Source organism: Cohnella yongneupensis, from assembly GCF_042655785.1.
Classification (GTDB): Bacteria; Bacillota; Bacilli; order Paenibacillales; family Paenibacillaceae; genus Cohnella; species Cohnella yongneupensis.
This window is the reverse complement of sequence record NZ_JBHSNC010000024.1, coordinates 232,750-251,767: the sequence shown is the minus strand read 5'-3', so window position 1 is coordinate 251,767 and position 19,018 is coordinate 232,750. Positions and strand designations below refer to the sequence as shown.

Below are 19,018 nucleotides of genomic sequence, written 5' to 3'. Positions count from 1 at the left end.
GAAAAGGCAGCATTTGCTCGTTTATCGAGCAAATACTGCCTTTTTTTCCGAAGCACCTACGGATCCTCGCTGGAAGTGTTCACGAACGAACAGATCTAGCGATGTACAATCTATCATATTGGATACAGTTGAGGTACAATTTGGATGGATAATTACTTATCGCTGAACCTGTTTGGAGGAGCCTATTCATGTCAGAATACGAGTGGGACAACCGAATCGAATACCTTAGCCAGACGCGCTGGTTGTACTACAACGATGACTATCTCGAGTTTCTCGTTCAGAAGGTTTGGAAGATTAATAGGCCAGTTAAGATCATCGATTACGGCTGCGGCTATGGCTATCTCGGTCTTAAGCTTCTCCCTCTGTTGCCTAAAGGCTCCGCCTATACAGGGGTGGACAAAGGGTCCGCATTAATAGCCAAAGCTAAGGAAATATTCGCCGATCTTCATTACCCGACCGAGTTTGTTGTAGGAGACGTTGAAGACATCGATATTGACCGCAAGTATGATATTGCCATGTGCCATGCTTTTTTACTGCATATGACGAATCCGACAGCCGTGCTTAAGACGATGATTCAAAGCGTTGTCGATAACGGGAAAATCATTTGTTTCGAGCCCCACTGGATTGGGAATATGGCGAATTACGGGTTCGCTGGCTTGGATCAAACTTCAGTCATTCCCTTAGGCGTCCTCCAGAAATTATTCGAGAAAGATGCGAACCGGAACGGAAAAGATGGCAACATCGGAATAAGCTTGCCGATTATGCTTAGCCGATTAGGAATCAAGAACATCGATTGCAGAGTTAGCGATCGCGTTAATTTTTTGGATCAGAACATGGATCTATCGAGCAGGGAAAGGCTCTATCGAGCTCTCACAGAAGAAGGAATCGGTCAAGCGCCGGGTGATCGGGACGAGACGGTGGAGCATTTAATAGCGCGAGGATTGACAGCCGAAGAAGCTGCGACGCAATATGAGGCTGAACGGTACTTATCGCAAGCTTTCGACGAGCATTCATGGCTAACCTATGCGCCCAACATGAAGATCACTTTCGGAACCGTTCAAAGATAAAAGAGGGAATATCAAATGAAACGGATCGTCTTCCCGTACAAGCCGTTCAACGCGAAAAGAACAGGCGCTCTTATCGGTGTGATTACGGTTGTGCTGGAAACAGTGAGGCTATTATACGCAACTATCGCAGCGTACAGGGGTCATCGTCCCTTTGAAGCTTGCCCGGCGTGCGGGGATAAAGAGGTTGCGACCGATATCGATCCTAAGCGCATGATTGCCCCAGAGCTGTCTCTGAAAGACGGTGCTGTTCTGCTTTGGGCAGGTTCAAAATGCGGCCCCGTAGAGATGATCAAGCAACTGGCTAACACGATCGGGATTAATACTGCCAGGCCGCTTGCCGAGCAAGATGCACGATTCATCGATATTTTGCTCTACGGCTACGATAAGGAACCTATTACATACGCTCATAAAAATAAACAATCGACAGGATACTACCGCGGTTGCGTGAACGATTTGCGATTCATGCGCGATGCCGGTACGACGAGCAAGGGTAACCTGAGGGCGATCGCGTACTTCTCAGAACGGATCGAATGCCCGATATGCGGCGGAACGAAGCTTAACCCCGAGAACGCAGCGGTCACGATCGACGGGCGAAATTTTGCCGAGGCTTCGCGGTTACCGGTACCGGAATTGTTGCGTTTTGTTCAACGCTTGCCCGCGGCGCTCGACGAACGGGAATTCGAAACTTCGCGCGAAGCGATCGAGGAGCTGGAGGCGCGCCTGATCTACTTGCAGCGAATCGGACTGCTCGCTTTGTCCCCCTCGGGAGCCTAAATAACCCGGGCAATCTGATCCGATTGGACTTCGAGCGCACGCGAAATAACCCGCCCGGCTACTAGCCGACCGCGGGTTATTCGCTTTTCTAACATCACTCGCCGTCTATTTCCGACACTGCGACGGAGTCATCCCTTTGTACTGCTTAAACAGTCTCGTAAAATAATTCGGATTATCGCATCCGATAAGGCCGGCGATCTCGGTAACGGACAGCTCCGACTCCAAGAGCAGCCGCTCGGCCTCGTTGGCTCTGCAAATATTCACATACTCGATGAAGGTGCGTCCGGTAAGCTTTTTGAACATTTTGCAGAAATGATAGGGATTGAGATTCAAGTGCTTGGCTGCCCAATCCACCGTATGTTTCTCCGACAAGTTGGCTTCGATGAATTGAATAAGCGATTTGAATCGCTCCCCGTTGTTCGTCGGCGTACGGTTCATTCTCCCTTGCTGTTGCTGCGGGAGGAACGTTCGGGAGAGGTACGTAAGCAACGTATGCAGCTGAGAAATGATGACGAGTTGATAGCCCGGTTGCTTGGCTTTGAATTCCGAGGCTGCCTGATCGAGCAGTCGATAATAGTCCGCGCATGCAGGCTCGAGCTGCGTAGGCATGACGGGCAACCGGGCTCGTCCTTCCAGATAGGGGAGAACGAAGCGCGAATGGACGGAGTCTTGGATCCAATGCTGGAACAACGAGTTGCTCCACACGATGGCGAGATAGGCGACGTCCCCCGAACATGTGCTATATCCGGTATGCAAGCTGCCGGCGGGAACGAAGAGCACGTCGCCCGGACCGACCTCGTAAGGCTGGCTATCAATATGAAAAATACCGGTGCCCTTCTGCATAACGATGATCTCGAAATGCTCGTGCCAGTGCAAATACAGAATGTTCTGATCGGGTCTCGCATTATCGCACGTATTGTAAAAGATATGGATCGGATGGTCTTTGTCGGCGATATCGGTAATTTCGCGCAGTTCCTTCGGATAAGACATCGGCGGCTCAACTCCACAATATAGTGCGATAATTAGGCAAGATTAGAAGGGTATAACGGCAATCGTAACGATATAATGACCCTATATTCATCTACCATACATCAATATAGGAGTGGTACTCAAGATGGCGCAGCAACAAATTCGCATCGGAACCCTAGTCGGAGGAGGCGATGCGGTTCGGGTCATTCCTCAAATCGCGTCTCACGGTTTCGAATCCTACAGCTTGACGTTCTGGCAGTCCACCGGGGACACGAATCTTGTGGAGACGGCGAAGCAAGTACGCGAGCTGGCGGAGAAACACGGTTTCCTTATTTCGTCTTTAGGTATTTTCGGAAATCCGCTCACGGGAGCAGGGGACAACGCCGATACGTTGGCGAGCTGGGAACGGCTGATCGATCACGCCCATCTATTCGGAACGGATCTCGTAGCCGGCTTCACCGGACGGCTGACCGGCCAATCCATCGACGCGTCCATCCCTAAGTATGCGGAAGTGTTCGGCGAGCTTTCCCGCAGGGCTGCCGGCAACGGCGTCAGAATTGCATTCGAGAACTGCGACATGGACGGCACGTGGGACACCGGCGATTGGAACATCGCGCATAATCCGACCGCATGGGAAAAGATGTTTAACGCGATCCCATCGGACAACATCGGCTTGCAATGGGAGCCTTGCCATCAGATGGTGTCTCTGATCGACCCGATCCCGCAGCTACGCAAATGGGTGGACAAAGTGTTCCACGTTCACGGCAAAGACGCCACGATCGCGTGGGATATCGTGAAGGAATACGGCATTCACGGTCCTAAGCCTTTCGTATGGCATCGCACGCCGGGTTTCGGCGATACGAGTTGGTCCGATATCATTACGATTCTTATGCAAGCGAATTATAAGGGAACGATTGATATTGAGGGCTGGCACGATCCGGTCTATCGGGGCGAGCTGGAAATGACGGGGCAGGTTCATGGGCTTAACTACTTGAAGCGGTGCCGGGGCGGCGCATTCGTGCCGAATCCGGTTTAATCCTAATTGACTTGGAGGATAACGAAGATGACAGCTAAGTATAAAATAGTCGTCGCGGGCTGCGGGGGCATGTCCAACGTCTGGATCGATTACGCGATAGAGCGGCCGGATGCGGAAATCGTAGCTTTAGTCGATATTAAGCAAGAGTTCGCGGATAAGATGCGGGACAAAAAAGGGCTCGATTGCGGCACATTTACGGACCTTGAGACCGCGATTCGGGAGACGGGAGCCAATCTCGTATTCGACGTGACGATCCCGGCAAGCCATTATCAGATTAGCAGTACGGCGATGAACCTAGGCTGCAACGTATTCGGCGAGAAGCCGCTTGCCGAGACGATGGAGCAATGCAATGAAATCGTGCGGATTTCCGAGAAAACGGGCCGGACGCACGCGGTCATGCAAAACCGCAGATACGACCAACGTATCCGTTCGCTTCGCGATTTAGTCTCTTCCGGGCAAATAGGCAAAGTCGGATTTATCGGAGCCGACTTCTTCATCGGAGCGCATTTCGGAGGATTCCGGGACGCGATGGAAAGTCCTTTATTGCTCGACATGGCGATCCATACGTTCGATCAGGCGCGTTTAATTTCAGGCGCGGACCCGGTGTCGGTATACTGCCATGAATTTAATCCTCCGGGCTCTTGGTACGAAGGCAATGCATCCGCGATCTGTATATATGAAATGTCCGATGGCTCGGTATTCAACTATCGCGGCTCCTGGTGCTCCGAGGGAGCGCCGACGTCCTGGGAAGCGCAGTGGCGGATCATAGGAGACAAAGGAACCGCCCTATGGGACGGCCACGGTCAACCGTACGCCGAAGTCGTCGCGCCAGGTTCGCAGGAAGGCAAGTTCATCAAGGATTACGTTCGGGTTGAACCGAATGCATCCGCCGCTGAGGTAGGAAGCCAGTTGAGCGGACACCCGGGTTGCTTGGCGGAAATGTTCCAATCGCTAGAAGAAGGCCGCCGCGCGGAGACGGACTGCCGCGATAACCGCTATAGCATGGCGATGGTGCTCGCCGCGCTGGAAAGCGCGAAAACCGGACGTAAAGTGATGATGAGCGAGTTTATAGAGTAGACGGGAAACCCTCCAATAACAAACGGTCGATCCGGGCTTTTCAACCCGATCGGCTGTTTTTGTTACAATAGTACCTGAACAAGAATAGACGAGGGGGATGCAAGCTGACTAGCATGAATCGGGTTGCCGTGGTTGTCGGAGGTAGCGAGGGAATCGGGCGCGCGACGGTGCTCCATATGGCAGAGAAGGGCTATAGGGTAGTCGTGTCTTCCCGGAGTGAACATAAGCTTGAAGCGGTTAAGGAAGAGCTTGCCGCACGCGGGCTGCAAGCGATAACCGCAGCGGGAGATATTACGGATGCGGCGTTTCGATTACGTTTGTTCGAGCAAATTGATAATAAATACGGACGTCTGGATATTCTTGTAAACAGCGTTCCGGGAGCCGATCCGGCTTCTTTCCTGCAGCATGACATTCAAGATGTGGAAGCCGGTATTCGGATGAAGCTGATTCCGTACTTGGACAATATGAAGCTGGCATCCGCCCGAATGCGAACGAACGGGTGGGGACGGATCGTGAACGTCGTCGGAAACATGTGGAAGGAGCCGGAATCGCTACGATATAACTTCGGGATCGTCAACGCCGCGATCGTGAACGCAAGCAAAGCGGTGTCTTTCGAGTTGGCCCCGCTCGGCATTACCGTTAACGGCGTCCATCCCGGCAGCATTCGTTCCGAGCGACTTGACAGCGTGTTCCGAGCGACAGCGGAGAAACTGCAACTGACCAAAGAACAGGTTGAACAAAAAGCCGCCTCGGCCATTCCGGCCGGCAGGATCGGCGAACCGGAGGAAGCGGCGGCATTGATCGGCTTTTTGGTGTCGGAAGAAGCATCCTTCGTAACGGGACAGCAAATATCGGTGGATGGTGGAGCCATGAGAAGCATGTAGGAGGCTTATCCATGAACTTGGCAGAAATTCACCGTGAAAACACATTTTAAACGGAAAAAGCGACCGTCCCCTTTGTGGTGACGATCGCTTTTCTTTTACGCCGCAATTTCAAGCGTTTCAGCATCTCCTGGATAAGATGGACGCACCGTTCTTTGTCGCTCGTGAGGTTATCGCCGTCGGAGAAGTGGTTATGTAGAAAGTCGAGTTCTATACTCCGTTGGCGTCATGCCCGTAAACTGTTTGAAAATACGACTGAAGTAAAACGGGTCGGGATACCCGACGGTTTCGCCTACTTCTTTAACGGAAAGCTCCTTTTTCAGCGAAAGCAGCTGCTTGGCTTCGTTCATTCGGAGCGACATGATGTATTTCGAAGGAGACTCTCCGGCGTATTTCAAGAAGATTTTGCTCAAATGCGGAGCGTTAATGTTAAATTGCTTGGCTATATCTTCGAGGCTGAGCTCGTGGGAATAGTTGTTTTTGATAAACTCTGCCACGTTCTTGACGATTTCTTCGGCGGAATATTGCCGGTTTGCCAGGAGACTAGGGGATTTTAAATCCGACCTGTCGCTCTCGATCAACATCTTTAACTTCGAAAGCAACTCCTCCAAGTCTATTTTTTTGACCGGCTTGAGCAAATAATCGATGACGTTCAATTTCAAGGCTTGTTGCGCGTATTCGAATTCGCTATAACCGCTGATGATTACTTTTTTCACCGCGGGATAGTCTCTTTCAACGGCTTTAATCAAGTCGATGCCGTCCAAAATCGGCATATGAATGTCCGTAATGATAATGTCCGGCACTTGCGCGTTCTCCATGAACCGAAGGACGCTTTCGCCGTCGCTCGCGGCTAATATAACATGGAACAATGCATCGGTTCGCTCAATCTGGTTGACGAGCGTTCTGAGCAGCAAGGGCTCGTCCTCGGCTACGATAACCTTAATCGGATTCATGGACTCACCTGCCCTTTTCTTTGAGGTATAGGGGGCCGCCGATCGTGACGATGGCACCGCGATCCGGTAAGTTGCGGATATCGAAAAACATTTGGCCGCCGTAATGCAATTTCAATCGTATGAAAATGTTGAGCAATCCCATTCCGTGCAGCTTTAGAGCCGGAAGCACGTTGTTTTGTTCAATCTCCTTAACCTGTTCATAAAATCGAGCTTGTTCTTGATGATCGAATCCCGTGCCGTTATCTCTGACTTCGATGATCCAGCGTTGATCCACGATTTTGCCGCAAACGGAGATCTCCCAAGGAGGGCTTGCTTTCGTTCCGTATTTCAAAGCATTTTCGACCAAAGGTTGGATCATGATTTTAGGAATTTGGATTTGTTGAATCGAAGGATCCAATTCGATCTTGCATGAAAGCATATCTCCATAACGGAGCTTCATGCAAGTTAAATACATTTCGGTATAGCTGATTTCCGTCTGGATATCGACTAACGCTGTCTCGTCGGCAGCGATATACCTCATCATGTCGGACAAGCTGTCGCACATTACGATAATTTGTTCATTCATTTGCTCATACGCCATTGCGCTTATCGTCGCTAACGAATTATACAAAAAATGCGGATTCATCTGAGACTGAAGCGCCGTCATCTTGGCTTGAAGCTCTTGCGACTGAGAAAGCAGCAATTGATCGAAAGAATCTTTCAGCCGGGCGTTCATTTTCACGAACGAAGCATTCAACCGGTCCCACTCGTTCAAGCCGCTGTTCAACCCGACGGCCGGACCGGAAACAAGCGATTCCAGACTCATCGATTTAATCGTTCTATTCAGCGAATTGAGCGGGCTAGTAATTCTTCTGGATGCGAAGAACGATAAAATAATGAGAAAAGCTAGGATAATAAGCGTTACGAAAATAGCTAATCGCGTGAACTTATTGAGCGGGGAAAGCAGCGTTTGGTTCGAAACCATGACCGCGATATTCCAGTTGGTCAAGTCGGAATGCCTGATCGTGAGCAGCACTTTGTCTTTGGTTTGCGGATCGTTGATGTAAGTGCGTTGGTCGGACGAAAAGTTATTGGACGGGTTATCCAGGATGTTGCTCACGATTCGGCGATCCTGTTCGGTAGAATCGTAGGGATATATAACCTCGCCTGCATTGGAATAGATTAAGACTTTATCAAGCGAAGGGTTATCTTTGGTTAGCTGAATGAAACTGCTGAACACTTTGTTGTAGCTCTGCTTGACCTCCGCGATGCCTTTGGGAGCATTATATTTATCGGAGAAATAGCGGAATAGAGAGAGCGACACGTTATTTTTCAAGCTCAAGGAGCCGTTGTCAGAAGTAGAAAGCATCAATACTTTCGACTTCTTATTGTTATTAACGGCGGTATACCAAGGCTGGCTGGTCACGTCGATTTTCTTTTGGCTATTGTCGAAGCCTACCCCGATCTGGGTTCCGGAAAATAAGTGCAGATACACTTGTTGCACCGGATAAGAGGGACCGACAAGGGCAACCAATATATCGTAAAGAGCCGTGGGTTTATTAAGACGATTAACGCTCTGTTCGGAAGATGGCAGGGCAGAATTATCGGTATTCGCGGCTTCATACGCCGAAATTTGATCGGTAATGAGGTTGGAGTACAATATGCTGACGGAGACGGAATCTAACTTTTGAACCTCTAAATCCAACTGTCTTTGAAGAGACGTTGATAATTCGGATATGGAATCGAAAGCTTTGGTTTTCAATAGATTGGAAGCCCACAAATAGAAGAGCACGAACAAAAATGCGATTCCGATCACGATAATGGACGAATAGGTAAGGAACAAGATCGAACGGATGGATCGCGGTATCCTTATCAAATGAATTATCACCCGTCCTACCCTATTGGTTTGTTTCCCATTTTGCATCCACTATAAAGAAATTGTCAACCCTCGGAAAAAAAGTGCAAGAAAACGCACAAACATCTACATGGAGACCCTGATAGCGCTTTACTATAATTAAAATGCAGCTTTGTGAATGCGTTTCCAAAACTTAAAATAGAAGGAGTACCCATGAAATCTACCAAGGTACGGATATATGTTTCTCCCAACGGAAATGATCTTGCGGTCGGGACTAAGGAGCAGCCTTTCGCAACCTTGCTCAGGGCCCAAATAGAAGCCAGAAACGCGGCGAAACAAGGAAAACCGGTACACGTTTCGGTGCATGCGGGCACTTATTATCTTACGGAAACGTTGCGATTTTTGCCGGACGACTCCGGAAGCGCGGATTCTCTCGTGATTTATGAAGCTGTCCCCGGCGAGAAAGTTGTTATCAGCGGAGGCATGAAACTCGATCTGCAATGGCGCGTGTATGAAGGAGAGATTTTGCAAGCGGAAATGCCTTCAGGATTGAAGCTAGATCAATTATTCGTCGACGGTAGACAGATGCGCATGGCAAGATATCCGAATTTCGATGAGAATACGCGAATCATGAACGGATATGCCAAGGATTGCATCTTCCCCGAATGCGTAGCTCGGTGGGACAATCCTGCCGGAGGATACGTACATGCCATGCATAAGCATCTGTGGGGGGACTACCGTTATCTTATTAGGGGCAAGGACGAGAACAATCAGCTTATACTAGACGGCGGTTGGCAAAACAATCGGCTAATGGGCATGCATGACGATTATCGCTATGTAGAAAACATTTTCGAGGAACTCGACGCGCCGGGCGAATGGTTTCATGACGAAATTAGCGGGATGCTCTATGTATATCCATTTCCGGACATGAAGCTGGAAGAGTCGATAATAGAAGGAGTTCGATTAGCGCATCTGATTGAATTTTCCGGAAGCGAAAATTGTCCGGTACATCATATTCAGCTTAAAGGCTTTACCTTTAACCATTCGGCAAGAACGTTTATGGATAATCGCGAGCCCCTATTGCGCAGCGATTGGACTACGTATCGTGGAGGCGCCGTCGTGTTTCGCGGTTCGGAGAATTGTTCTATCGATGATTGTTCTTTTGCCCAATTGGGCGGAAACGCGTTATTCGTCGATAGCTATAATAGAGATGTTGAGATCAAAGGGTGTCATATCGCGGATGTCGGGGCGAATGGCATCGCCTTCGTGGGCGATCCGAATTCGGTCCGCAGCCCATTGTTCGAATATCATGAACGCCAAAAGCTGCAAGACATCGATCCGATTCCTGGACCTAAGTCAAATCATTATCCAGCTCAGTGTCTGGTTGAGGACTGCCTAATCTATCGGGTCGGGAGAGTTGAAAAACAATCGGCCCCCGTTCAAATATCGATGGCTTTGGATATCACCGTTCGACACTGCAGTATCTACGAGGTGCCAAGGGCCGGCATCAATATTTCCGAAGGAACGTTCGGGGGGCACGTCATCGAACACTGCGACGTATTCGATACCGTGCTTGAAACCGGCGACCATGGCTCATTCAACGGTTGGGGGAGGGACCGGTATTGGCTGCTTGAAGATGTCGATATGGATGCCATTAATCCGGAAAGCGATACGGAAGCCAGTATATTGCCTATTCTAGATATGGTAAGTCCGATCACTCTTCGGAACAATAGATGGCGCTGCGATTACGGATGGGATATTGATCTTGACGATGGTTGTACCTGGTATCATATTTATAACAATTTGTGCCTAAGCGGCGGAATCAAGTTGCGGGAAGGCTTCTATCGAACATGCGAAAACAATGTCATGGTGAACAACTCGTTTCACCCGCATGTCTGGTTCCATGGGAGCAGGGATATTTTTCGTAATAATATCGTCTTTAGCGATTATGCGCCTATACACGTACCCAAGCCTTGGGGAACAACGTGCGATTGGAATCTGCTTCACCAAGCCGACCTCTTGGCCCCTAAACCGGCATTGCAGCTTCAAGAGCAGAGCGGGGCGGATCCGCATTCGGTCGTTGCCGATGCGCTTTTCGTTGATACGGCATCGGGAAACTATCAAGTTCGCGATGATTCTCCTGCTCTTGGTTTGGGGTTCCGAAATTTCCCGATGGATCAGTTCGGCGTGCGCAAGCCGGAGCTCAAAAAGATCGCCAAGACTCCCAAATTCCCTGAACTAGGCGTTATCGCAAGCCAATCCGGTCGCCTCCCGCAGCCTTCTCTTTGGGATCGATGCAAGATAAAGAACATCGTCGGGATGGGGGAAATGTCTGCAGCCGGGTTGCCTGCCGAAACAGGCGTTATCATTGAAGCGATTCCGTGGGGAAGCTGGCAAATGGAAAAAGGAATCCAAGTCGCGGACGTTGTCATAGCGTTAAATGGAGAACGAGTAGACACAGTTGACGATCTATTGCGAATATACGACTCCGTTCCCCAAGGCAATAACTTCGGCTTGAAAATTTTTCGCGGTCAGAAAGAAGTAGAGTTGATGGTTTAACCCCCATGGAAAAAATGTACAAATAAACGCACAAGCATCTCCATGGAGTGCGTGAGAGCGCTTAAATATAATCAAATTGCAACTTGAATACGTTTTCAAAATTAGGAAAAGGGGAGTTTCGGTATGAAGAAAGTAATGAGCACGCTGCTTGTGCTAGGTCTGGTAGGCGGAATACTCAGCGCCTGCGGTAATTCCGGCAACAACAATGAATCCTCGCCTTCCGCCTCGAGTCCGGCAGCAAGCGTATCGACCCAGCCTAGCCCATCGGAAAGCGCGGCTCCCGAAAAGAAAAACGTAACTTTATCTTATCTTGCAAGCCAAGATTGGATTAAGGATTCGGAAATGAAGCTGGCCGAGAAATTCGAAGAGCAAACGGGCATCCATATCGACTACCAAATCGTACCCTCGGACCAATATTTCAATGTACTCAAAGCAAAGCTGGCTGCAGGCGAGGCGCCTGACATCTTCGGCGGCCAAAGCGGCAAGTTCGACCTAGGCCCTCTGTACGATGTAGAGAACAACGCGGTTGATCTAACGAACGAAGAATGGGTGAAAAGAGAAGATCCGCTATTCGTGGAACAAGCCACACTGAATGCCAAGGTTTATGCGCTAACGGTCTGGGATCCAAGCGCCAGCTGGGTTATCGTATACAACAAGAAAATTTTCGCAGGCCTCGGCTTGAGCATTCCGAAAAACTACGAGGAATTCCTCAAAGCTTGCGAAGCCATTAAAGCCTCCGGAGTAACGCCGATCTATGAGCCGATCTCCGACGGGTGGCACCATGTCTTATGGTTCCCTGAATTGGGCGTAAGGTATGAAGAGCAGGATCCCGGTCTTGCCGATAAGTTGATTAAAAACGAAGCGAAGTTCGAAGATTCCGCCGTTCTTGAGCAATCGCTCTCCCAATTAAATGAATTGATGCAAAAAGGATATTTGGGCGACAATGCATTTTCTAACACGTATACCGATACCGAAAAGAACATGGCTGGAGGCAAATACGCCATGACGGTGTACAGTATCGGCCTGCCGGCTCAGATCGAATCAGCAGTTCCGGGAAGCAACGCTACCGATTACGGATTTTTCCCGATTCCGCTGAACGACAATCAGGATCTTAACGTCAACCCTGCCGCTCCGAGCAAATTTATTTCCAGCACTTCCAAGCACATCGATGAAGCGAAGCAATATTTTGCTTATTTGACGCAAACCGATAATCTTCAATACTACCTGGATAACGAACCGAAATTCACGGCGCTTAACTTCCCGGGCGTAAAAGCAAAATACAACGAGGCGCAAGCCGCGTTCTTTGATACCTACGGCAAAAAGACGGGTACCGTTTATCAAACGGCTATCAACTACCTGAATCCGCAGTGGATGGACATCGGCAAAGATATGTCAGCCATGTTCGGCAAACAAATGACGCCGAAGGACATCTTGAAGAACATCGACAAGAGACGCGAGCAACAAGCGAAAACCGCGGCGGATCCAAACTGGAAGTAAGGATAAACGCATAGGAAGACAAGGCTCGATTATGACTTCGGTTGTCATCGAGCCTTGCTTTACCCAAAGGTCGGAAAAGAACGGGGAATGAAGACATGACTAGACGAACGTATCCGTTTTATTTTATAGCCATCGCATTAACGTTCTATCTTATTTTCACGGTCGTTCCTAGCTTGATGGGCATTTACTTGTCCTTCACGGATTGGAACAGCTATGCCAAAGCCATTCACTATATCGGCTTCGATAACTTCAAGACGATTTTCTCGTCCGATGAAAACTACTTGCACGGCATTAAAAATACGGTTATTTTTACGATTTCGACCATTATCTTAAAAACGGTTATCGGCCTGCTCTTAGCCGTTACGGTAAATAAAGGAATCAAGCTTCAAAGCTTTCATCGCGTTATCATCTTCATGCCCGCCGTCATACCGATGCTCGTCGTAGGTATTATCTTCAAGTCGATTTGCCATCCGGAAACCGGCCTAATCAACGAAACGCTAAGGGCGATCGGATTAAGTCAATGGACGCAGCATTGGCTGACGGATATAGATTGGGCGTTTAAATCGATCATCGCGGTCGATGTTTGGAAAGGCGTAGGTTATATTATGGTCATTTTGCTCGCGGGTCTTCAAGCGATCTCGCATACCTATTATGAGGCTGCGGATATCGACGGGGCAGGCGCTTTCAAGAAGTTTAGGTTTATTACCGTTCCGCTGCTTATGCCGGCGCTCATGGTAACGACCGTATTAAACCTATTATATGGTCTTAAAGTTTTCGATACGGTGTACGTCCTTACCAACGGAGGGCCGGGATACGCGACGGATGTCGTTTATACGCAGGTGTTCAGTCAGTTTTCTCTTGGGAGCTATGGGGTAGGAACAGCATTAATTACCATTCTGTTTGTCATTATGACCTTGCTAGGTTATTTTGCCGTAAAGCTGATGTCAAGAGAGGAACAACACTGATATGGCAAATAAATTCATGAAAAGTCCGATTCAGAATATCGCGATATGGATTATAAGCATCGTTGCTATCATCCCTATCTTGCTTATTGTAATTAACGCCTTTAAGTCGGCGCCGGAAGCCAGCTCCATGAATTTTAGTCTTCCAAGCGAACTGCGGTTCGGGAATTTCTCGACGGTTATCGAAAAAGGAAAGCTAGTTCATTCTTTTCTGAACAGCATTACGTATTCCAGCCTGTCCTCGTTGTTTTGTATCCTCTTTTCCGCTTTGGCTGCTTATGCACTAGCCCGTAACAAGACGAAGTTCAATCGTTTTATTTACCTTTTTATGATCATGGGCATTGCTTTGCCAGTGAATTACTTTACGTTGATCGATGTCATGAAGTGGACGGAATTGATAAATACGAAAGCCGGGATTATCGTCCTATACATGGTCACGCAAATCCCGTTCAGCGTATTTATTTTATACGGCTTCATCGCGGGCGTGCCGAAAGAACTTGACGAGGCAGGGGTAATCGATGGGTGCGGGCCGAAAAGGCTGTTCTTCTCCGTTATTTTCCCTATGCTGCAGCCAGCGGCGGTTACGGTGTTCATCCTCTCTTTTTTAAATACATGGAATGAGTTTCTCTTGCCGCTCTACTACTTGAACAGCTCCGATAAGTGGCCGATGACCTTGGCCGTCTACAACTTCTTCGGACAATTCCAACAGTCTTGGAATTTGGTTAGCGCGGATATTATATTGACGATTTTGCCTGTCATTGTTATTTACCTGCTAGGGCAACGCTTTATTATATCGGGTATGACAAGCGGATCGGTTAAAGGTTAGGTTGGGGCGGAGAGCATCGCTAATATGAGGGATTCCGCTACTGCCGGATTCAAATATTTCCATTGCGACGGGATTCGAAGAGTCAAGATCAAAGTGCGCGGATATTGCCGCGGAACGTTCGACGTCAAAACCTCGTGGGACGGACCTGTCCTCCTGGAAGCGATCTAAGCGTCGTCGAGTTGCATGCGATGACCAATATCCACTTTTCTTTCCAAATCTACGGTGCCCCTTGGCGAAAGGTTCGGGGTTTTTGACATAAGGTGCTGGTGCAGCTGACATTTCTCGTATGAGGGATGTCAGCGTTTTTTTTAGCGAATTCGCGTACTCGTTCATTGGCGTAACCTCCTCGTTTTTCAAGGGGCTTCGCCACATATATCCATCTACTTATCAAGAGCGTTTTCTCTTTTTCGTGCAAAACAAGAGCGGGCTATCTTTTCGATAACCCGCTCTTGTTCTTGATTTCTGGCCCTGCTCTAGAGGGGATCCAGTCGGTGATCCGCAGAAAGAAAAAGAAATATCCACGTTCCACGCCGCAACATGTGGCCGAGAATCTACTGAATCGCAAGTTCCAAGCGGACGCGCCAAATCAGAACTGGGCTGTTTTTATGATCCGTATAGCGAACTGCCGTTATTTACCTCTAGGCATATGAAAAAAATAGAGAATAGAATGAAAACATCTATACATGCCCGCAGACGCACGGGAAACGCAATATATATAACTAATCATCGCAACTTCTTGAATAGGAATGTTAGTTTTATCGAATTATCATGAGTAGTTAATGGATAGTTACGAGAGACTCTTTTTTCGGGATAACTACGTATCGATGGGGGCGGAGAAGAGTGTCACAGTCGGAACATAACTTGCTAACAGAGACACCAGCACTGTTCTCAGCCAGAATGATCGACGTGGTGGACCCTGCGATCGCCATAACGAAAGATCGGGATGACTTGACTTCGCTCTGCTATATCAAAGACGGCCGCGGGGAAGGGACAATCGGTAACGTAAGATATTCCGTCAGGCAAGGAGAAATGGTGATTTGTCACCCTTTTATGTCGTTTAATCTCCAGTCATCGGCGGATCATCCATTGAAAGGCATCGAGTTCACCTTTTCTTGTGCTGTCGCCGGCAGGAAGCCGGGACACCTGCTGGATCCGGATCAATCGCCAGTGCTCCCGCTCGGCAACCATTTTCCCATTCTGGGGAATTACTTCGAGGCGCTGCTCGTCGAGCATCATCAACCGTCTCCCGGCTCGCAAGAGATGATCAACAGCTTGCTGAACGCCGCAATTATTTTGATCCTTCGTATGCTGGAGGCCATGAAAGCGCCGCAGTCCAATTCCATAACCGAAAATGTAAAGGCTTTCATAGAATCGCATTTCGAGATGGAATTGTCCATCAAAGACCTGGCGGAACTGGTCTTTGTCAGCCCGTACCATTTAATCCATACCTTCAAGAACGAAGCAGGCATTTCACCGATCCAATATTTGATCCATTGCCGTATGGAAGAAGCGAAGAGATTGCTGCTCTGCACGGATATCCCCATCAGTGAAATATCCGGACGGATCGGATATCCCAATCCGAACTACTTTAATCAGGTTTTTAAAAAAATAATCGGGGAATCACCGGGCAAATTTCGAAACATTGCAAAAAGGTAAGGAGGTTCCGACATGCTTGAAATGTTCGGTATCACGAAAAAATTTCTGAATACGCTGGCTTTGGATCAAGTGGATTTCTCCTTGCGGAAAGGCGAGGTTCACGCCCTTGTGGGTCCCAATGGCGCCGGTAAATCGACTTTGATGAAAATCGTAAATGGGTTGCTGACACCCGATGAAGGCTCCATCCTGTTCGAAGGCCATCCGAAAATCATTCAGTCGGTAGAGGAGGCGCAGCGGCTCGGCATCGCCATGCTTCCTCAGGAACCGATCTTGGTTCCGGATTTGTCCATCGCCGAAAATATCTTTCTGGGAACCGAAGAGACGAGAGCTGGTTTTTGGCTGCGATCCAAATCTATGAAGCTTGAAAGCAAACGCTTGCTGAAGATTCTCGGATTCCGATGCAATCCGAATACGCCGGTACGAAAACTTTCTTACAGCGAGCAATTTATCATTTCCATAGCGAAGGCATTGTCGGTGAAATCTAAGATCCTCATCATGGACGAGCCGACCTCGTGCCTGTCCGAGGACGAGAGCGGGCGTTTGTTCGGCGTAATTCGCAAACTGAAGCATGAAGGGGTTTCGATCGTCTATATTACCCATCGGATCAAGGAGGTCATGCAAATATGCGATCGGGTTACCTTTCTGCGGGACGGACGCAATGTCGCGACGAGAGAGGTAGCCGGGATGTCGGAAGAAGAAGCGGTTAGGATGGCCGTTGGAAGAGGGATGGAACATTATTTCCCTCCGGTATTGGACGAAACGGACGGCAATGTCTTGCTGAAGGTACAAGGGTTTACCCAGAAACCCTATTTCCAAGATATCGATTTTACTTTGTACCAAGGAGAGATACTTGGCATTGCCGGCTATATCGGATCCGGCAAGTCCCAACTCGCCAAATCGTTGTTCGGGGAGGAGAAGCGGGATCAAGGCCGTATGCTGTGGCGCAACCGGGAAGTGGAATTTAAGCGAAGGAGATCGGCTTCCGATCTCCGTTTCGGGTTCGTGAACCATAATCGCCATGATGAAGGTTTGTTTATGGAGCACGGCGTTAACCGCAATTTGACCATTTCAGCTCTGGATAAACTGATGCCTTATTACCTGGGAACCTCGGACAAGGAGAATGAGGCGGCGTTGGATGCGGTCATTGAGCTTGATATCAAGATTCAGCATCTGGACCAGGAAGTCCAATATCTAAGCGGCGGCAACCAGCAGAAGGTCATGGTGGGTAAGTGGTTGATCGCCGACTGCGATTTATATTTGATGGATGAACCGACCCGCGGGGTAGATTTGGGGACCAAGGGCGAGATCTACGGTAAGCTTCATGAATTGGCGGCCTCCGGTAAAGGCGTCATCGTTTTTTCGTCGGACATCCATGAGCTGATCGGATTATGCACCCGGATACTGGTCATGTACCAGGGGCGGATCACGGCGGAAGTGCATCATACCGAGGCGAGCGCGGAAAAAATCATGCGGATCGCAGCCGGAGGGCAGGCATAAACAAAACGCAAGATAACGAATAAGGTGTCGCAATTTCGTTAATTGTGAGCGGTTTCAAGATCAAGTAGCATTAGATTATCGCCGGAAGATCAGGGGCCGGCAGGGTTTACAGAACCAATGACAATAGCTTATAGGGGGGATGCCGCACTCGTATTGACTTCACTCCTAAGCCGTAACCAAGAAGGAATATCACCCAGTATGAAAGCGCACTATTTGTAAAAATTAGCTAATTTTACTTGCGAGGAGGATTTTCCGATGGCGGGGACAGCGGTAAAAAAGAAGAACTGGTCGGACAATTCGGGCGGCAGTACTTACAAAGATTACAGCCTGCTCGGCAAAAACACGAAGCTTGCGCATGAAAAAGGGCTGGTGGCGGCGGAGTGGTACACGTCTCCCATTGACCGGAAGCGGCTGAAAGAACTGATGAAACGCAAAGATTGGCCGGGGATTCGGGATACGATCATCATGTTCGCGGCGCTGATCGGAACAGGGTGGTTTGCGGTCGCGATGTGGGGAACTTGGTGGTCCGTTCTTGGATTTATCGTTTACGGATTTATCTACTATACGTGTTGTAACTCCCGTTGGCACGAACTGGGCCATTATACGGCTTTTAAGACGAAATGGATCAACGAAGCGCTGTACTATCTAACGTCATGGATGATCATGCGTCCTGGCACGATCTGGCGCTGGGAGCACTCCCGCCATCACACGGATACCGCCATCGTCGGCCGTGACCCGCAAATTTTCGTTCCGCGGCCGCCGGGATTCCGGACCATGATGCTGAACGCCTTGCAGATCGATTTGTTCAAAAGAGAATTCATGCGGGCGATCCGGCACAGCTTCAAAAAAATGGACGAGTCGGAGCGGGATATCGTCCCTGCTTCCGAATTGCCCAAGGTTTACCGGGAAGCGCGCCTCTACGTACTCGGATATTTGGCCGTCATCGGCGTCTCCATCTACATGGGCAGCATTATCCCGCTTCTCTTGTTCGGTCTTCCCTGCATGTACGGGGCTTGGCTCTCGACTACGGTATTCTTCGTTATGGAGCACGGCGGCCTCGACGAGGACGTTCTCGATCACCGCATGGTTGCGCGGACGGTTTATCTCAATCCCGTATTGCGGTTCCTTCACTGGAATATGAACTACCACATCGAACACCACATGTTCCCGATGGTTCCCTACCATGCACTGCCGGCGCTGCATAAAGAAATCAAGAAGGATTGTCCGGAACCGTTAAAAGGCATATGGGCCGTCATCATGGAGATTTATCCGGTGTTCCTTATCCAGCACCGCGATCCTTCCTACACGATCGTTCGTCCGCTGCCTCCGACGGCACGTCCTTACAGCCCTAACGGCGCTTATAAGGAGCCGGTTCAAAACCAGAACGCAGCGGTCACCGTTTAACGAAATCGATTCAATCAAAAAGCAAT

General features: G+C 49.2%; 16 protein-coding genes and 2 pseudogenes. 14 read left to right on the top strand and 4 right to left on the bottom strand.

What is annotated here, in order from left to right:
* Window positions 1-188: 188 nt before the first annotated feature.
* Both ACFPQ4_RS08340 and ACFPQ4_RS08335 read left to right on the top strand, forming a co-directional pair.
* A complete protein-coding gene (locus ACFPQ4_RS08340) occupies window positions 189-1,067 on the top strand; it encodes a class I SAM-dependent methyltransferase (protein WP_378111328.1) in 879 nt (292 codons plus the stop codon).
* Window positions 1,068-1,082: 15 nt separating this feature from the next.
* Window positions 1,083-1,841 (top strand): excinuclease ABC subunit UvrA, encoded by a 759-nt coding sequence (locus ACFPQ4_RS08335; protein ID WP_378111327.1) that lies wholly within the window; start codon window positions 1,083-1,085, stop codon window positions 1,839-1,841.
* A 105-nt stretch (window positions 1,842-1,946) separates the two neighbouring features.
* Here ACFPQ4_RS08335 and ACFPQ4_RS08330 read toward each other — a convergent pair whose 3' ends face one another.
* Window positions 1,947-2,831, bottom strand: a complete 885-nt coding sequence (locus tag ACFPQ4_RS08330; protein ID WP_378111326.1) for an AraC family transcriptional regulator — start codon at window positions 2,829-2,831, stop codon at window positions 1,947-1,949.
* 124 nt (window positions 2,832-2,955) lie between these two features.
* Here ACFPQ4_RS08330 and ACFPQ4_RS08325 point away from each other — a divergent pair, with 124 nt between their 5' ends.
* The 3 genes from ACFPQ4_RS08325 to ACFPQ4_RS08315 all read left to right on the top strand — a co-directional run bounded on the left by ACFPQ4_RS08325 (window position 2,956) and on the right by ACFPQ4_RS08315 (window position 5,807).
* Window positions 2,956-3,846, top strand: a complete 891-nt coding sequence (locus ACFPQ4_RS08325; protein WP_378111325.1) for a sugar phosphate isomerase/epimerase family protein — start codon at window positions 2,956-2,958, stop codon at window positions 3,844-3,846.
* A 27-nt stretch (window positions 3,847-3,873) separates the two neighbouring features.
* On the top strand, window positions 3,874-4,923 hold the full coding sequence (locus ACFPQ4_RS08320) for a Gfo/Idh/MocA family protein (protein ID WP_378111324.1): 1,050 nt from the start codon (window positions 3,874-3,876) through the stop codon (window positions 4,921-4,923).
* 113 nt (window positions 4,924-5,036) lie between these two features.
* Window positions 5,037-5,807 (top strand): SDR family oxidoreductase, encoded by a 771-nt coding sequence (locus ACFPQ4_RS08315; protein WP_378111323.1) that lies wholly within the window; start codon window positions 5,037-5,039, stop codon window positions 5,805-5,807.
* Window positions 5,808-5,910: 103 nt separating this feature from the next.
* Here ACFPQ4_RS08315 and ACFPQ4_RS08310 read toward each other — a convergent pair.
* The 3 genes and pseudogenes from ACFPQ4_RS08310 to ACFPQ4_RS08300 all read right to left on the bottom strand — a co-directional run.
* Window positions 5,911-5,994 (bottom strand): annotated as a pseudogene (locus tag ACFPQ4_RS08310) (DUF444 family protein); the annotation flags it as partial.
* A 1-nt stretch (window position 5,995) separates the two neighbouring features.
* Window positions 5,996-6,757: a response regulator transcription factor gene (locus ACFPQ4_RS08305; protein ID WP_378111321.1), complete on the bottom strand. Its 762-nt coding sequence runs from the start codon at window positions 6,755-6,757 to the stop codon at window positions 5,996-5,998.
* 4 nt (window positions 6,758-6,761) lie between these two features.
* Complete coding sequence (locus ACFPQ4_RS08300) at window positions 6,762-8,612, bottom strand: sensor histidine kinase (RefSeq protein ID WP_378111320.1); 1,851 nt, start codon at window positions 8,610-8,612, stop codon at window positions 6,762-6,764.
* A gap of 192 nt (window positions 8,613-8,804) precedes the next feature.
* Between ACFPQ4_RS08300 and ACFPQ4_RS08295 the strand changes: the two genes are divergently transcribed.
* The 9 genes and pseudogenes from ACFPQ4_RS08295 (at window position 8,805) to ACFPQ4_RS08255 (ending at window position 18,992) form a co-directional block, all read left to right on the top strand.
* Entirely contained in the window at window positions 8,805-11,150 is a 2,346-nt protein-coding gene (locus ACFPQ4_RS08295) for a right-handed parallel beta-helix repeat-containing protein (RefSeq protein ID WP_378111319.1), read from the top strand.
* Window positions 11,151-11,273: 123 nt separating this feature from the next.
* Window positions 11,274-12,647 carry an ABC transporter substrate-binding protein gene (locus ACFPQ4_RS08290; protein ID WP_378111318.1) on the top strand — a complete coding sequence of 458 codons (1,374 nt, stop codon included), beginning with the start codon at window positions 11,274-11,276 and terminating at the stop codon, window positions 12,645-12,647.
* A 95-nt stretch (window positions 12,648-12,742) separates the two neighbouring features.
* Entirely contained in the window at window positions 12,743-13,612 is an 870-nt protein-coding gene (locus tag ACFPQ4_RS08285; protein WP_378111317.1) for a carbohydrate ABC transporter permease, read from the top strand.
* A 1-nt stretch (window position 13,613) separates the two neighbouring features.
* Entirely contained in the window at window positions 13,614-14,435 is an 822-nt protein-coding gene (locus ACFPQ4_RS08280; RefSeq protein ID WP_378111316.1) for a carbohydrate ABC transporter permease, read from the top strand.
* 24 nt (window positions 14,436-14,459) lie between these two features.
* Window positions 14,460-14,603, top strand: a complete 144-nt coding sequence (locus ACFPQ4_RS08275) for a hypothetical protein (protein ID WP_378111315.1) — start codon at window positions 14,460-14,462, stop codon at window positions 14,601-14,603.
* A gap of 305 nt (window positions 14,604-14,908) precedes the next feature.
* Window positions 14,909-15,031, top strand: a pseudogene (locus ACFPQ4_RS08270) (IS3 family transposase); the annotation flags it as partial.
* A gap of 244 nt (window positions 15,032-15,275) precedes the next feature.
* Window positions 15,276-16,091, top strand: coding sequence for a helix-turn-helix transcriptional regulator (locus ACFPQ4_RS08265; protein ID WP_378111314.1), 816 nt, complete (start codon window positions 15,276-15,278; stop codon window positions 16,089-16,091).
* Between the two features lie 12 nt (window positions 16,092-16,103).
* Window positions 16,104-17,588 (top strand): sugar ABC transporter ATP-binding protein, encoded by a 1,485-nt coding sequence (locus ACFPQ4_RS08260; RefSeq protein ID WP_378111313.1) that lies wholly within the window; start codon window positions 16,104-16,106, stop codon window positions 17,586-17,588.
* Between the two features lie 255 nt (window positions 17,589-17,843).
* Window positions 17,844-18,992 carry a fatty acid desaturase gene (locus ACFPQ4_RS08255; protein WP_378111312.1) on the top strand — a complete coding sequence of 383 codons (1,149 nt, stop codon included), beginning with the start codon at window positions 17,844-17,846 and terminating at the stop codon, window positions 18,990-18,992.
* Window positions 18,993-19,018 lie beyond the last annotated feature (26 nt).